Here is a 15286-nt window from a genome sequence, read left to right as displayed (position 1 = left end):
CCCTACTTCGCCGAGGTCACCTCGACCGATCCGAACGCGGTGCGCCCGAACCGCTCGGGGCGGTACATGTCCTCGACGCTCGCGCCCGGATGCACGTAGCTGCCGGGCGAGACCACGCGCACGGTATAGGCCGCCGAGAAGAAGGCGGATTGCTCCGGCGTGCGGTCGTAGGCGGCCACGAACCGGTCGTCGCGGAACTCGGTGTGGACCGGAGTCACGTCCGACTTGGCAAAGCTCAGCCCCGCGAGCGCGTCGGCATCGAGCAGCTTCGGGTTGTCGATCTCGAGGCCCGCGGGCAGGCGATCGACCAGCAGCAGGCGCCCGGCGCTGGCCTTGGCCTCGGTCACCTTCAGCACCACGACGAGGCGGTCGTTCTGGCGGAGCGGCTTGGCCAGATCCACCGGGCTGCCGTCGAGCCGGTAGAAGGCGCGCTCGACCGTGAAGCCCTGCGAGGCCGCCGGCTCCGGGGCGATCGGATTGCCCTGGACGCCGACCGCGACGGGCACCGCCTCGCGGCCCGCATTGACGATCCGCACCGGCCGCGCCTCCAGGGCGGGTGCCCGGTAGAGCCGGGAGAGCGGGCCGGTCTCGGTCTTGCCGTCGATGGTGAGCGCGAGGCTGTCGGATTCCTTGGCGAGGCTCTGCGCGGCCAGCACCATCCAGGCATTCTCCTGGGTGCTGGTGGAGCGGCCCTCCGCCCGCTCCTGGCCGAGCACGGCGGCGACCGGTTGCAGCGTTCCTTGGGAGAACCCGGCCTCGGCCGAGAGCGCCAGCAGGGCGGCGCCGTCGCGCAGGCGCGAGCCGTAATCGGCGCGGTAGGTGCCCCGGTCGCGCTCGGCCTGGAGCGCCTGCACCGCCGCCTCGAAGCCCTTTTGCGCCCGGCCGCGATCACCGAGGAGGGCCAGCGCGGCGGCGAGCTGCCCGCGGCCGAGCGGCGTCGCGAAATCGGCGAGCCGGGTGTCGGCGAGGTAGCGCAGATCGCCCATCACCGGCCGGCCGTTGCGGGCGAGCACGTAGGCCGCGTAGGCTAGATCCATCCCGCCGTTCTCGACGTTGGTGGTGTTGGCCACCGTGTTGCGCAGGCGGTCGAGCGCGCTGTTGAAGGCGGTCTGCGGCACGGCGAATCCCCGCTCGCGGGCGCGGGTGAGGAAGTCGGTGACGTAGGCGGCCAGCCACGTGTCGCCCGCATTCTCCGTGGACCACGCGCCGAAGGCCCCGCTCGAATCCTGGCGCGCCAGCACCCGCTCGATCGCCCCGCGCACCCGCTCGTCGAGTTTCCCGTCCAGCCCGAGCTTCTCGCCGGCCGCGAGCGCGTTGACGTAGAGCAGCGGCATCGCCCGGCTGACGATCTGCTCCGAGCAGCCGTAGGGGTAGCGGTCGAGCGATTGCAGCAGGGCGGCGACGTCGATGCCCCCGAGGCGGTTGGCCGAGACCGAGACCGCCCCGGTGCCGGGCAGGATGTCGGCCAGCAGATCCGGCGTCAGGTCGAGACCGGCACCGGGCTCCAGCGGGCGCACATTGCGGCGCACGAGGGCGCCGGTGCCGGGATTGATCCCGAGCGCGAAGGACTGGCCGGCGCTGCCCTGGATGCCGGGACCGGTCAGGCTCAGGTCGAGCCGGGCCGTGCCGGGGCCGGCGGCGGTGATCGGGATCACGAGCTGCCCCTTGGCGCCGGCCTCCAGGCGCAGGGTGGAGCGCACCGCCTCGCCCGCCACCACGACGGGGCCGGTGAGGTCGAGATCGACGGTGTAGTCGCCCGCCGCCCCCTCGACGTTGTCGAGGGCGACGAAGAAGCGCGAGCGGTCGCCGACATTGAGAAAGCGCGGCAGGGTGCCCGTGAGCACCACCGGATCGCGCACGATCACGTCTCCTTGCGCCTGCCCCACCCGGGTCTTGGTCCAGGCGGTCGCCATCAGCCGGGCGGTGCCGTTGAAGGCGGGCAGCTCCAGCGGGATCCTGGCCGTGCCGTCGGCGCCCACCGTGACCACGCCGGAATAGAGCGCGAGCGGGGCTTGGGTCGGGGGCGCGTCGGCGAGTTCGGTCGCGCCGCCGTCGCCGCCGGAGCGGATCGCGCCGAGCGTGCCCTGCATGCCGTCGATCAGGTAGCCCCAGAGGTCGCGGATTTCGGGGCCGAGCGCCTTCTGGCCGAAGAAGTACTGATAAGGGTTCGGCGCCTCGTAGCGGGTCAGGTTGAGGATGCCGACATCGACCGCGGCCAGCGTCACCCGCGCCTCCTCGCCGGGAGCGAGGCCCGGGAGCTTCACGGGCACGGTCAGCGTGCCGCGGGGGCGCACCTTCTCCGGTGCCTCGATCGAGACCGAGAGGCCGCGCTTCTCCCGGTCCACGGAGAACCACGCGACCCCGAGCGCCCGACCCGGCATCCGCTTGGCCGCTTGGTCGAGCGGGCGGTAGGCGGTGGCGACGAGGTAGGCGCCCGCGCCCCATTCCGCCCTGACCGGGATGTCGACGCTGGTGCCGCTCTCGGTAACCGCCACGTCGCGGATCTCGTGGACGCGGTCGCTGACGATGGCGAGGGTCGCGGTGCCGGCGAATTTCGGCGCGAGCCGGGCGCGCAGCCGCTCGCCGGCCGCGTAGGCGCCCTTGTCGAGGGTGAGGTCGAGGAGGTCGGGCACGTCGGCGCTCTCGGAGCCGCCCCAGCCGACGGTGAAGGACACGCTCGCCGCCGCCTGCGGCTGGCCCGGCACGCTCGCTTCCAGGCGGTACTGGCCGAAGCCCACCGGCGCGGCGATGCGCGCGGGGGCGTCGGCGCTGATCGCCACGCGCCCGTCGGCAATGCGGCGGCTCGACTTGACCGGCTCGAAGCTCCAGCGCCCGTCGGCGCGATACCATTGGTAGGTCCGCTCCACCTTCGAGAGCGTCCAGGTCACGCCGTCCTGCGTCAGACGCCGCCCGTCGGGGGCGGCCATCACCACGTCGAAGGTCGCGGTCGCGTTCTCGGCGATATCGGCGGAAAAGTTCTTGCGGATCGCCAGAACGGGCCGGGCCGGCAGGATCGGCAGGGTCACGCTGCGGCTCAAGCCCCGGCCGCCCGGTTCGCCGACGGCGAGGGTGATCTTGGCCTCCAGCGCGCGGGGGGCGGCCAGCTCCTGCACCGGCACGGTCAGGCTGGCATGGCCCCGCGCGTCGGTGGTGGCCTTGGCGTCGATCTCGGCGGTCGTCGCCTCCACCGCCTCGTCGTCGAGGCCGATCGAGAAGCCGTCGAGGCCCTTGATGCCGGGGCTGGCGGCTGCCTGCACCGCGACCGAACCCGAGACGTCGAGCCCCGAGCCCGGCGCGCCGTAGAGGTAGCGCGCGGCGACGTCGATGGTGGCAGCTTCACCGCGGGTGAGGGTCGGCGTCTTCGGGGTGAGGCTCACCTCCAGCCGCTCGGGCACGTAATCCTCGACGAGCCAGCTCGCCTCGCCGACCGGCGGCGCTTTCGGATCGGTATAGGCCGAGACGCGCCACGTCCCGTGCATCGCGCCCGCCATCAGCGGCAGGGCGAGCGAGCGCCCGCCGAGGCCCTCGTCGGCCACCGCCGCGCGGCGATACTCGACGCCGTCGGGCCGCTTCACCACCAGCGTCAGCGGCAGGCCGGCCACCGCCGCCCCCTGCGGGTCGCGAAGAAGCGCGGTGAGTTGCACCGTCTCGCCGGAGCGGTAGACGCCGCGCTCGGGGAAGACGTAGGCCTCCGCGCCGCCGGGCGCGGGGCGGCCCTTCACGCCGCGGTCGGACAGATCGAAGGCGCCGAGCGCCAGATCGAGGAAGCCGTAATCGTCGCCGACCTGCGCCACCACGAGGCCCGGCGCCAGCCCGCCCTCGCCGCGGGCGAGGCCGGCGGGAAAGGCGGCGTGGCCCTGGCCGTCGGTCTTGGCGGTCGCCAGCACGTCGTTGTTGCGGGCGATGAGCCGGATCTCGGCGCCGGAGACGGTCTTGGCGCTGGCGAGCGAGCGGGCGAAGACGTGCACGCCGTCGCGGCCCTTGAAGGCGGTGAGCCCGAGATCGGAGACGACGAACCACTGCGTCGCCTGGGTCTCGTAGCCGCCGTACTCGTCCTCCGACGAATCCGTGGTGCCGGTGGGTTTGGCCAGCATCAGGTAGAGGCCCGGCTCCAGCTTGCCGACCGCCTGGAGCACGGGGAAGGCGGTGACCGCCTCGCGGTTGGTCTCGGCCTTGGCCGTATCGAGCGTGCCCTTCCAGACGCGCTGGCCCTTCTGGTCGGCGATGGCTTTGGCCGTCGAGCCGCTGAGCTGGCTCAGAAAGTCCTCCGAGCGGAGCGCGGGCAGCAGGCCGCGGTCGCCGATGCGCAGCACTTCCACGTCGAGCTTGTCGGCATTGACCGAAACCAGCGGCACGCCCGCCTGTCCGGTGCGCGGCAGGACGTAGTTGCGGCCGGTGAAGCGCACCTGGGGTGAGCGGTCGCGAACGTAGACCTCGTAATCGGCCGATTTCAGCAGGCTCTCGCCGACCGAGGAGGGCAGGCCTTGGCGCACGACGAAGGCGTAGCGCTCGGAATGCTTGAGCCCGTCGACGCAGACCTGGGAGCCCTCCGCGGTGACGGCGGCGTTGGCCGCCCCCGAGACGGCGAGGTAGGGCGCGTAATCGGTCTTCGGGACGAGGCTTTCGGAGAAGGTGAAGCAGACCCGCGGCGCGGCGGCATCCGAATCGACCTTGTAGTCGAGGATGCGGAAGCCGTGCTCCTCGCGCAGCTTCTCGTAGGCCGCTCGGGTCTGGGCCTCGTCCCGGATCGCGAGGCTCGCGCGGTAGGCTTCCAGCGCCGGACGCCACTCGGACTGAGCCGTCTGGATCTCGCCGAGCCGGGCCAGGGCGCGGGCCTCGTCCGCCGGATTTTTGGCGCGCAGATAGCCCTGGTAGGCGGCGGCGCTCGCGCGGCCCTTCAGCTTGAACCGGGCGGAATAGTCGGCGCGCTCCTCGTCGTTGCCCGCCGCGTTCGCGGCGCGGGCGTAATCGAGCCAGTTGCGAAGATCGTTCGGGTCGGCCGCGACGGCGGCGGCATAGGCGTCGAGTTCGGCGTCGGGCTCCCCGCCCTCGCTGTTGGCCGCCACCTCCGCTTGGCGGCGCCACTGCGCCGCGGTCTTGGTGCCGGGGGGCGCCTCGCTCTTGAGCGCGGTCTCGAGCCGAACGCCTGCGCTCGCCAGCGCCTCGCGCACGAAGGTTTTCGCGACCGGCGCGGTCGCCGATCTCGGTGGAGCGGTTGGGGGCACGGCCGGGCGCGGAGCCTGGGCCAGGGCGGGGACGCCGAGCAGCATCGCGCCGACCAAGGCTGTGCCGAGGTGCCCGAGACGGTTGCCTTGGGACATGCGCGCGTCTCCTCCGGCCGGTGCGCCCGAAGCAGGGACGCCCGCGGCCGGCACGCTATCACTTGCCGCGCCGGCCGCAACGCTTGCGCCGAGCCGTCGGTGACGCGAGACCTCAGAACAGGCAGATCAGGGCAACGCCGGCGAGGAGAAGCAGCGCGCCGCCGAGCCGCGGGAGGTTCACCTCGTGAACCGGCACGCCGAGCGCCCCGAAATGGTCGAGGGCGAGCGACATCAGCATCTGTCCGACGATGAGGAGGGCAACGACCGCCGCGGCGCCGATGCGCGGGATGAGAAGGATCGTCCCGACGATGTAGAGCACGCCGAGCAGGCCGCCGGTCCAGGCGTACCAGGGCGCGCGGGCGGCCGCGTCGAGGGAGGGCAGGGGTTCGCGCAAGGTCAGCGCGAGGAGGCCGATGGCGAGACCGCCGATGGTGAAGTTGACGAATCCGGCCCAGAGACCGGAGCCGATCGCGCCCCTCAACCCGGCATTGACCGACTGCTGGACCACGAAGGCGACGCCCGCGAGCGCCGCCGCGCCGTACAATCCGATCTGCAACAAGGTCGTGCCCTTCCGATTGCCTCGAAACCTTGCGCCAGAGCTGTGCCCTGGGCCCGATCCGTCCACCGGAGCCGTCGCCGTGCGGCGATCACGATCGCGCATGCGGGCGGTCGGCCGCGACTTGTAGGGGGCGCATTCCGGCTGGCATCATCGCCCGCGCATCGATTCGGACGGCGGGGACGGGACGGATGAAGGCTCTTCGCGGCGGCATGCCGGTTCTGCTCGCCGCCGGACTCGCGACGGGTGCACTCGCGCAAGTGCCATCGCCCCAGGCGACGGTTCCGCAAGCCCGGCCGAAGCCTGCCGCCCCGGCGCCGGCCGCGCCCGACCCTGGCTTCGAGGCGGCGCGGGGAGCCTTCGAGGCCCTGCCCGAGGCGGAGCGACGGGGCTTGCAGGACGCGCTCGTCTGGACCGGCGACTATAACGGCGTGACCACCGGCGCCTTCGGCAAGCGCAGCTTCGAGGGCATCCAGACCTACCAGACCCGCACCGGCGCCGCCCCGACCGGCCTGCTCACGCCGCCCGAGCGTATCGCGCTCAAGCGCGAGGCGGAGGAGGCCCGCCGGGCGGCGCGGTTCAGGGTCCAGCCCGATCCGGCGAGCGGCGCGGTGGTCGGCGTGCCGGAAGCGCTCCTGCCGAGGAAGAGCGCGCTCCCCGGCGGCACCCGCTGGCAGAGCGCCGATGGCCGCGTGACCCTCGACACCAAGTCGTTCCCCCACGGGGAGACCAGCCTCGACGCCCTGTTCGAGCGGGCCACCGCGGCGATGCCGGCCCGCAAGGTCACCTACAAGCTGAAGAGGCCGGACTTCATCGTCGTCACCGCCGAGACCGCGGGCGGGCGCTCCTATATCCGCTACGCCGAGGGCCCTCAGGGCATCCGCGGCTTCACCCTCGGCTACGACAGGGCGCTGGCGGGCAGCGTCGAGCGCCTCGTCATCGCGGTGGCCAACAGCTTCACGCCCTTTCCCGAAGAGGGGGGCGGGCAGGAGGGGACCAAGCCGGACGCGCCCAAGCCGGACACGTCCAAGCCGGACGCGCCGAGAACCGCGCCCGCCCCGGCCGTGGCCGCCGCGAACCCGGCCGCACGGCCCGGCATGGCCGCGCCGCCCTCGCTTCCGGCGGCGATCTCCGAGATCCGGGTCGCCGCGACGGGCCTGAGCCTCGGGGGCGGACGGGTGCTGACATCGGCCGCGAGCCTCGAAGCCTGTGCCGCGCCCCGCATCGCCGCAGCGGCTGCCAGCGTCGAGCGCCGCGACGCCACGGGGAGCCTCGCGCTGCTGCGGGCCGAGGGCGGGGTACGGGGCGGGTCGGCGCCGCCCCTGCGGGCGGACCCTGCGGCGCCGGGCGAGGCGCTGCTGGTGCTGGGCGCCCAGGCCCGGGGCGGCGCCGGCGTCGCGCCCGCCACCGCCGACGCGCAGGGCGTGTTCGCGCCCCTTCAGCCCGGTGCGGGCGGTGCGCCGGTGCTCGATCGGGCCGGCCGGCTCGTCGGGCTCGTCGCCCGGTTCCCGACCGCGCCCCGCCTGATCGCGGGGGTGATGCCGCCGACCCGCTACACGACCGTGCCGGCCCGGGCGGTCGCCGCCTTCCTGGCGGAGAGCGGCGTGCCCGCCGCCGCGCCACCGGCCGGGACGAGCGGGGGGAAGGGCGCCGACGCGACCACCTTGGGCGCCGCGGCGGCGCCCCATCTGAGCGCGATCGTGGCGATCACCTGCGAGCGGTGAGAGCGCCGATGAGGCGGGTGTGCGTCAGATCCGGTGCGTGACGAGCAGCACGATCAGGATGATGAGCAGGAGGCCGCCCAGGCCGAAACCGGGGCCGCGAAAGCGTCCGCCGCCGTAGAAGTTGCCGCCGCCGAACAGCAACAGGATCAGCAGGATGAGGAGGATGGTGGTGACGGTCATGGGCGGAAGCCTCTCCGGTCCGCCCAGACCCCTTTGCCTGAGCGTCACCGGCAACGCCCACGGCCGCGATTTCGTTCAGCCGGCTCAGCCCCGATCCCGAAGGAGGCCGAGCCTCAGGCCCGCCAGTCCGGCAGGGCGCCTGCGCTCTCGCCGAGCCATGCGGGCACCGGCAGGCCGCGCTCGCTCAGGAAGGCGGGGTTGAACAGCTTCGAGGCGTAGCGCGCCGCCCCGTCGCAGAGGATGGTCACGACGGTGTGGCCGGGTCCCAGCTCCCGGGCGAGCCGGATCGCGCCCGCCACGTTGATGCCCGACGAACCGCCGAGCGAGAGGCCCTCCTCGCGCATCAGGCGGAAGATGATGTCCAGGGCCTCCGTGTCCGGAATCCGGAACGCGTGATCGGGCGTGAACCCTTCGAGGTTCCGCGTCACCCGACCCTGGCCGATGCCCTCCGTGATCGAGGAGCCCTCGGCCTTGAGCGTGCCGGTGGTGTAGTGGGCGTGCAGGGCCGAGCCCTCGGGGTCGGACAGGGCGATGCGGATGCCGGCCTTGCGCGCCCGCAGCGCCTCCGCCACCCCGGCGAGCGTGCCGCCGGTGCCCGCGGCGCAGACGAAGCCGTCCACCGCCCCGCCGGTCTGCTCGAAGATCTCCGGGCCGGTGCCCTCGACATGCGCCTGCCGGTTGGCGGTGTTGTCGAACTGGTCGGCGAAGAAGGCGCCGGCTTCCTCCGTCTGCGCCAGGCGCTCGGCGAGCCGGCGGGCGGCGTGGACGTAGTTGTTCGGGTTGGCGAAGGGCACCGCGGGCACCTCGACGAGGCGGGCGCCGGCCAGCCGCAGCGTCTCCTTCTTCTCCGCCGATTGCGTCTCGGGGATCACGATCACCGTGCGGTAGCCGCGCACCGCGGCCACCAGGGCGAGCCCGATGCCGGTATTGCCCGCCGTGCCCTCGACGATGGTGCCGCCCGGCCGGATCAGCCCGCGTCGCTCGGCGTCCCGCACGATGGAGAGCGCCGCCCGGTCCTTCACCGAGAGGCCGGGATTCAGGAACTCGGCCTTGCCGAGGATGGTGCAGCCGGTCTCTTCCGAGGCGCGGCGCAGCCGGATCAGGGGCGTGCCGCCGACCGCGGCGAGCACGTCGGGGGAGACGGCGGAAGAGGCGGACATCGGGGGCGGCGGCCTTGTCGCTGCGCGCCCGCACGGGCGCCGGATCGGGCAGGCTTACCCAGCGCCTTTTCAGGAATCTAGGTAACCCGCCTCCCGCAGGGCGTCGGCGACCGCAAGAAAGAAGGGATCGTCGGCGGCCTCCGGCTCCGGGGAGACGAATCTTCCCCGATCGAGCGGCGGATCGTCCTCGTCGGTCAGGTCGCGGAAGGGCGCGGCCTCGCTCGCGTCGCGCAGGGAGGGCGTGGCCGCGCCGAGGCCGAGGAGGCTGGCGGCGGTCATCAGGGTATCGCTCAAGGAGATCATGGCCGTGTCCTGTCTCAAAACGGGACGTCGCGAGCCTGAATGCCTTAACGCAATCTTGACGATATTGCGACCCTGCGGTCGCCGGGACCCCGAATCTGACGTTGGCGCCGCGTCGACGCAGCGGGCGTGGCGCCGATGCTTCGGTTCAGCCGCGGTTCAAGCGCGGCGGTGGAGAGAAGACGCTGTGACTTCCCCGCATCGGTTTTCGGCCTGCCGGGCCGCGCCGGCGCCGCAATCGCGGGGGATGAGCACTTCGTCAAGCTTCCTCGGCTAGACCTGCCCGATTCGGCGGTTGCGCCGCTCTGCCCGCCTGCCTCCCCTCGTCCCCTCAGTCGCGAAGCGAACCCATGACGGTCCTCGTCCTCATCGCCTGCAACCTGCTGCTGGCCGGCCTGTTCTCCCTGGTCGCCGTCGCCTTGGACTGAGCGGTCCGCGCCGCCGATTCACGCGCCATCGAGACGAAGACCCCGGCCGCTGCGAGGCGGCCGGGGTCTTCCGTCGTCTGCGCCTTCGTTGTCGAGACCTCGGGTGGGCGTTCATCCCCGGGGCTTGCCCAGGCTGGCGATGAGCGCTTCCAGGCGCTCGCCCACCGGCTCGGTCAGGCAGTCGGCGAAGTGGCTGCGCAGGTTCTTGCCGAGATGGCGCCGCACGCTGGGGCTCAGCGATGCGGCCTTCTCCGCCGTCGGTTTGGTCTCGGTGGCCGGCTTCGTCACGGGGCGTCTCCCGTCCGGCGCCGAGGGGCCTGATCCGCCTCCGCTCCACCGAGCGGCACGAACCATCCAGGACCCGCGCGGCGCTTGAGCGAGGTCGATCTCCGCGCGGGGACGCGGACATCGTGCGAGGGACGATCCTGGGCCCGGGAGGGTTAAGGCGAGTTTTATCGGGCTCGGAAATCCGTCGTTCATCATCCGGGCGCGGCGGGTTCGAGAGCCGCCGACGAACGCGGGGCGGTGGGATACCGGCGCGGCGTGGGCGTTTGCTCATGCGACCGGGCTGCCCGCGGAGACCTCACTTTTGCCGAATCAGCGGCTACACGGAGCCATGCCCGCGCCCCGTGACCTTGGCCATGTTCATGAGAGCGCCGTCGATTTCGCCGTCATCGTGACCGATCGCAACGGCGCCGTCACCGATTGGAACGCGGGGGCGCAGACCCTCTTCGGCTGGCACCGCGACGAGATCCTCGGCACCCCCTGCGACCGTCTCTTCACGCCCGAGGACCGGGAGGCCGACCGCGTTCGCGACGAGATGCGTCTGGCGCTGGCCGAGGGCCGGGCGATCGACGAGCGCTGGCATCTGCGCCGCGACGGGAGCCGGTTCTGGGGCTCGGGCGAGTTGATGCCCTTGCGCGGCGAGGCCGGGAGCCATCAGGGCTTCGTCAAGATTGTCCGCGACCGCACGCGCCAGCGGGAGGCCGGCGCCCGCCTGCGCGAGAGCCGGGACCGCTTCAAGTTCCTTCTGGAGACGGTCGAGACGGCCTTCGCCATCGTGGAGGTGAAGTTCGACGCCGAGGACCGGCCGGTGGATTACCGCTTCCTCGAAGCCAACCCTGCCTTCGAGCGGCAGGCCGGCGTCAATCTGCGCGGAAAATGGGTGACCGAGTTCGCGCCGGACCTGGAAGCCTTCTGGTTCGAGACCTACGGCCGGGTCGCCTGGACCGGGGAGCCGGCCAATTTCGAGAGCTACGCCAGCGCCTTCGAGCGCTGGTTCGACGTGCGCGCCATCCGGGTCGGCGAGCCGAGCGAGCGGCAGATCGCCATCTTCTTCAACGACGTGACCGCCCGCAAGCGCGCCGAGGAGGAGCTGCGCCGGCTCAATGATACGCTGGAGCAGCAGGTCCAGGAGCGGACGCTGGAGCTGAACACCCTCTGGGACACCTCGCCCGATCTCCTCCTGGTGATCGACTTCACGGGCGTGTTCCGGCGCGTGAACCCGGCCTGGACGAAGATGCTCGGCTACCCGCCGGAGGAGCTGGTCGGCCGTCACGTCAACGCGTTCGTGGTGCCCGACGATCACGACGAGACCGTCGATGCCTATCACGAGGCGGCGGAAGGGGGCTCGCCCCGGATCGTCAACCGCTACCGCCACCGGGACGGCTCCGTGCGCTGGATCTCCTGGGTGGCCGCCCCGGCGGGCGACGTCACCTACGCGATCGGGCGTGACATCACCGCCGAGAAGGCCCAGGCCGAGGCGCTCGCCCAGGCCGAGGAGGCCCTGCGCCAGTCGCAGAAGATGGAGGCGGTCGGCCAGCTGACCGGGGGCCTCGCGCACGACTTCAACAACCTGCTCGCCGGCATTTCCGGCTCGCTGGAGCTGATGCAGGCGCGGATGAGCCAGGGCCGCCACGGCGACCTCGAGCGCTACATGGCGGTGGCGCAGGGGGCGGCCAAGCGCGCCGCCGCGCTGACCCACCGCCTGCTCGCCTTCTCCCGCCGCCAGACCCTCACGCCCAAGCCCACCAACGTGAACGCGCTCATCGGCGGGATGGAGGAACTGATTCGGCGCACGATCGGGCCTGAGATCGCCCTGGAGGTGGTCGGGGCCGCCGGCCTGTGGCCCGCGCTGATCGACCCGGGCCAACTCGAGAACGCGCTGCTGAACCTGTGCATCAACGCCCGCGATGCCATGCCCAGGGGCGGGCGCATCACCATCGAGACCGCCAACAAGTGGCTCGATCGGCCCGCCGCGATCCGGCACGAGGTGCCCGAAGGGCAGTACCTCTCGCTCTGCGTGACGGATACGGGCACGGGCATGCCGCCCGAGGTGATCGCGCGGGTGTTCGAGCCCTTCTTCACCACCAAGCCCATCGGTCAGGGCACGGGGCTGGGCCTGTCGATGATCCACGGATTCGCGCAGCAATCGGGCGGGCAGGTGCGGATCTACTCGGAGGTCGGCCAGGGCACCACCGTGTGCCTCTACATGCCGCGCCATTACGGCCAGGCCGACGGCGACGACTTCGCCCTGACGCTCACGGAGGTCGCGCGGGCCGAACAGGGCGAGACGGTGCTGATCGTCGACGACGAGCCCTCCGTGCGCATGCTGGTGACGGAGGTGCTGGAAGACCTCGGCTACACCGCGATCGAGGCCGCCGACAGCGGGGCGGGCCTGAAGATCCTGCAATCCGACGTGCGCATCGACCTGCTCGTCACCGATGTCGGCCTGCCCGGGGGCATGAACGGGCGTCAGATGGCGGATGCCGGGCGCGAGCGGCGCCCGGGGCTGAAGGTGCTGTTCGTCACGGGCTATGCCGAGAACAGCGTCATCGGCAACGGGCACTTGGAGCCCGGGATGATGGTCCTGGCCAAGCCCTTCCCGATGGAAGCGCTCGCGGCGCGGATCAAGGATCTCACCAACGAGCGCTGAGCCGTCTCGTCAGAACGAGGCCCGCACGCCTCCGAACACGCTGCGGCCGTTGCCCGGGAAGAAGGCTACCGGCCCGCCCGGCACGGTCGCGGCATTGGTCACCACCGCGATGTCGGAGACGAAGCGCGCGTCCGTGAGGTTGCGCGCATCCACGAACAGCGAGACGCCGTTGGCGAAGTCGATTCCCGCCTGGACGCCGACGAGCGCGTAGCCCGGCACCTTCAAGGTGTTGGCGTGGTCGGCGAAGGCGCCCTGCGGCACCCAGTCGAGCGCGGGCGCGATGTGGAAGCCGCTCGGATGGCGGTAGCTCAGCACCGTGCGCAGCAGGTCCCGCGGCACGCCCGCGATACGGTTGTTGCCGAAGACCGGGTCGCCCACGAAGCGGAAATCGTTGTGGGTCCAGATCTGCGTCAGCGCGAGCCGGTCGCCGCGGCCGGTCAGGTCCTCGGCGAGGTCGAGCGTCACCGCGGCCTCGACGCCCTGGTGGCGGGTGCGCGGGGCGTTGAAGGTCGCCGCCGGGATGCCGAGGGCCGGATTGGGCGTGAAGTTGATCAGCGCGTCGCGCACCTCCGCCCGGTAGAGCGTCACGTCCCAGGCCAGCCGGTCGATCCGCCCGCGCGAGCCCGCCTCGTAGGTCCAGGCGCGCTGGGCGGCCAGCGGCACGAAGGTGGTGCCGAGCGTGTTCGCCTGCGCGAGGTCGGAGAAGTCGGGCACGTCGCGCGAGCGGGTGACGTCGGCGAAGACCTGGATCTCGGGTAGCGGCTGCCACAGCAGGCCGAGCTTCGGGTTGACGCCCTCGTAGGTGAGGGTGGCAAAGCGCGCGGTCGGGCTCGCCGGCAGGCCGCCCCTGTTGCTGAAGGTGCGGTTGGAGGAGAACAGCTTGGCCCCGGTCATCAGTGCCATGTCGGGCCGGAACCAGAACCGGTTCTCGGCATAGGCCTCGTAGTTCGAGGCGCTCTGGCGCGCATTCAGCGTCTGCGCGCCGCGAAGCCCCGCCACGTTCACGAATTGCCGCGCTTCGTTGATGCCGGCAAAGGCCCGCAGGCCGAGGATCAGGTCGTTGCGGTATCCGCCGAGATCGAACGTCCCGGCCCAGCGCGGCGCGACGCCGTAGGTCCAGCCGTCCTGGTCGATCACCTGGAAGATCGGGTGGTAGAGGTTCTTGTGAATCGCCCAGGAATCGATGTCGAGGCGCCCCACCTCCAGCGCGAACGAGGTGCGGTTGGCGATCCGCTCCGTCGTCACCTTTCGGGACTGGTTGCCGGTGATCGCTGCCGGATTGGCGATGCGGGGATTGTTCAGCGCGTCGAGCAGCGAGAGCGTGCCCGGCAGCTTCTGGTCGGTGTCGTAGAAGCCGAGGAAGAACCGCGTCTCGACGCCGGGCGCCAGCCGGTAGCCGAGATTGGCGTTGACGTTGCGCGTGCGCTGGGTCTCGTGATCGCGGAATCCGTCGGAATTGGTCGCGGTGCCCGAGATCAGAAAGTCGGCCGGCCCCGCGATCCGCGAGAGCTGGAAGTGCTCCCGGATCGTGTTGAAGCTGCCGCCGTCGATCCGCACGACGTTCGGGCTGAACGCGGTGTAGGCGGTCGGCGTCACGAAGTTGACCGCGCCGCCGAGCGTGGTGGCGCCGAAGGTCAGCGCGTTGCCGCCCTTGTAGACCTCGACGGATCGGAGCGAGAGCGGATCGATCTGGTAGAAGTCGCCGCTGCCATCCGCAAGATTGAGCGGGATGCCGTCCTGCAAGAGCTCGATGCCCCGCACGTGGAAGCCGCGGGCGATGCCGGAGCCGCGGATCGACAGGCGCATCTCCTGCCCGTAGCGCTCCTGCACGAACACGCCGGGCACGTCTTTCAGCACGTCGCGCACGGTGTTGGCGTAGCGGTCGCGGAAATCCGCGGCGTCCACGAAGGCGACCGAGCCAACGGTGGCGTTCACCGCCGCCCGCTGCGCGGCCACGCTCGGAACGGTGAGCGAGCCGACCGCCTCGCCGGAAGCGGGGGCGCGGCCGGAGCCGGCGACGCTGATCTCGGACAGGGTGATCGCGCTCTCGGCCTGAGCGAGCGCGGGGACGGACAGGGTCAGGGTGGAGGCGAGCAGGCTCGCCGACAGGGCGGCGCGCAGCGCGGCCCGTTGGGGGGAAGGCATGGCGAAGGGTCCGTTGTCTGAAGGATCGGGAAGGGCGATCGATCAGGCGACGGGAGGGGCGCGTGCGCTGGCGCGGATGCCGGGCGGGGCGCGCGGGGCGGCGACGATTTCGGGCCGCCACGCGACCCGGACCATCCGCTCCCGCGGCCACGCGACGAGGGCGTGGGCGGGTTTCGGAACGTCGAGGCTCGGAAGGACGTGCGCGGCTTGGCAGCAGGGCAGGTGGCCGTGTGCCGGGTGCGGCGCGGACGGATCGCCGGCCTTCGCGTCGGGCGCGCAGAGGACGTGGACGAGGGCCCGGTCGGGGCCGAGGCTTCCGGCGAGCGCGGCGGCGCCGAGCACCATCTGCAGGGCGAGCGCGTAGAGCACGGCCACGGCGATGACCGCGCGGCAAGCGGACCATCCCGGCAAGCGCCCACGCATGTCCGCCACCTACGGCTCAGCTTGGCGGGCCGTCAATGAGACGTGACATCGGGGGCGGCGCTTTTTTTGCGGAACCGAGGCCCGCGGGTTCGGACGATGCGAAAGCCCCTTCCG

General features: G+C 72.0%; 10 protein-coding genes. 2 read left to right on the top strand and 8 right to left on the bottom strand.

Translation table 11 applies throughout. The annotated features are described in order from the left end of the window. Positions 1 to 2: 2 nt before the first annotated feature. Positions 3 to 5321: an alpha-2-macroglobulin family protein gene (locus ACPCJR_RS19055; protein WP_391514303.1), complete on the bottom strand. Its 5319-nt coding sequence runs from the start codon at positions 5319 to 5321 to the stop codon at positions 3 to 5. 112 nt (positions 5322 to 5433) lie between these two features. Continuing rightward, positions 5434 to 5880, bottom strand: a complete 447-nt coding sequence (locus ACPCJR_RS19050) for a DMT family transporter (RefSeq protein ID WP_391514305.1) — start codon at positions 5878 to 5880, stop codon at positions 5434 to 5436. 188 nt (positions 5881 to 6068) lie between these two features. On the opposite strand from ACPCJR_RS19050, the gene ACPCJR_RS19045 reads away from it, so the two are divergent. Further along, positions 6069 to 7601, top strand: coding sequence for a serine protease (locus ACPCJR_RS19045; protein WP_391514307.1), 1533 nt, complete (start codon positions 6069 to 6071; stop codon positions 7599 to 7601). A gap of 24 nt (positions 7602 to 7625) precedes the next feature. On the opposite strand, the gene ACPCJR_RS19040 is transcribed toward ACPCJR_RS19045, so the two are convergent. From ACPCJR_RS19040 to ACPCJR_RS19025, 4 genes are all read right to left on the bottom strand, one after another. Beyond that, complete coding sequence (locus ACPCJR_RS19040; RefSeq protein ID WP_110350601.1) at positions 7626 to 7781, bottom strand: DUF3309 family protein; 156 nt, start codon at positions 7779 to 7781, stop codon at positions 7626 to 7628. A gap of 113 nt (positions 7782 to 7894) precedes the next feature. Continuing rightward, complete coding sequence (locus tag ACPCJR_RS19035) at positions 7895 to 8941, bottom strand: cysteine synthase A (RefSeq protein WP_391514309.1); 1047 nt, start codon at positions 8939 to 8941, stop codon at positions 7895 to 7897. A gap of 69 nt (positions 8942 to 9010) precedes the next feature. Continuing rightward, on the bottom strand, positions 9011 to 9244 hold the full coding sequence (locus ACPCJR_RS19030) for a hypothetical protein (protein WP_391514310.1): 234 nt from the start codon (positions 9242 to 9244) through the stop codon (positions 9011 to 9013). A gap of 536 nt (positions 9245 to 9780) precedes the next feature. Next, positions 9781 to 9957 (bottom strand): hypothetical protein, encoded by a 177-nt coding sequence (locus tag ACPCJR_RS19025; RefSeq protein WP_181425435.1) that lies wholly within the window; start codon positions 9955 to 9957, stop codon positions 9781 to 9783. A gap of 328 nt (positions 9958 to 10285) precedes the next feature. On the opposite strand from ACPCJR_RS19025, the gene ACPCJR_RS19020 reads away from it, so the two are divergent. Then, positions 10286 to 12604: a hybrid sensor histidine kinase/response regulator gene (locus ACPCJR_RS19020; RefSeq protein WP_391514312.1), complete on the top strand. Its 2319-nt coding sequence runs from the start codon at positions 10286 to 10288 to the stop codon at positions 12602 to 12604. A gap of 9 nt (positions 12605 to 12613) precedes the next feature. Here the strand turns inward: ACPCJR_RS19020 and ACPCJR_RS19015 are convergent, their stop codons facing one another. Then, a complete protein-coding gene (locus tag ACPCJR_RS19015; protein WP_391514314.1) occupies positions 12614 to 14749 on the bottom strand; it encodes a TonB-dependent receptor family protein in 2136 nt (711 codons plus the stop codon). A gap of 42 nt (positions 14750 to 14791) precedes the next feature. Then, positions 14792 to 15172, bottom strand: a complete 381-nt coding sequence (locus ACPCJR_RS19010; RefSeq protein ID WP_391514316.1) for a hypothetical protein — start codon at positions 15170 to 15172, stop codon at positions 14792 to 14794. Positions 15173 to 15286: the final 114 nt, after the last annotated feature.

Origin of the sequence: Methylobacterium sp. NPDC097929, from assembly GCF_049543375.1 — a bacterium.
GTDB lineage: Bacteria > Pseudomonadota > Alphaproteobacteria > Rhizobiales > Beijerinckiaceae > Methylobacterium.
This window is presented reverse-complemented; position numbering and strand designations above follow the sequence as displayed.

Excerpts from the sequence above, each read along its gene's own strand:
- ACPCJR_RS19055 (WP_391514303.1), bottom strand. The coding sequence starts at position 5,321 with ATGTCCCAAGGCAACCGTCTCGGGCACCTCGGCACAGCCTTGGTCGGC.
- ACPCJR_RS19045 (WP_391514307.1), top strand. The coding sequence starts at position 6,069 with ATGAAGGCTCTTCGCGGCGGCATGCCGGTTCTGCTCGCCGCCGGACTC.
- ACPCJR_RS19040 (WP_110350601.1), bottom strand. The coding sequence starts at position 7,781 with ATGACCGTCACCACCATCCTCCTCATCCTGCTGATCCTGTTGCTGTTC.
- ACPCJR_RS19035 (WP_391514309.1), bottom strand. The coding sequence starts at position 8,941 with ATGTCCGCCTCTTCCGCCGTCTCCCCCGACGTGCTCGCCGCGGTCGGC.
- ACPCJR_RS19030 (WP_391514310.1), bottom strand. The coding sequence starts at position 9,244 with ATGATCTCCTTGAGCGATACCCTGATGACCGCCGCCAGCCTCCTCGGC.
- ACPCJR_RS19020 (WP_391514312.1), top strand. The coding sequence starts at position 10,286 with ATGCCCGCGCCCCGTGACCTTGGCCATGTTCATGAGAGCGCCGTCGAT.
- ACPCJR_RS19015 (WP_391514314.1), bottom strand. The coding sequence starts at position 14,749 with ATGCCTTCCCCCCAACGGGCCGCGCTGCGCGCCGCCCTGTCGGCGAGC.
- ACPCJR_RS19010 (WP_391514316.1), bottom strand. The coding sequence starts at position 15,172 with ATGCGTGGGCGCTTGCCGGGATGGTCCGCTTGCCGCGCGGTCATCGCC.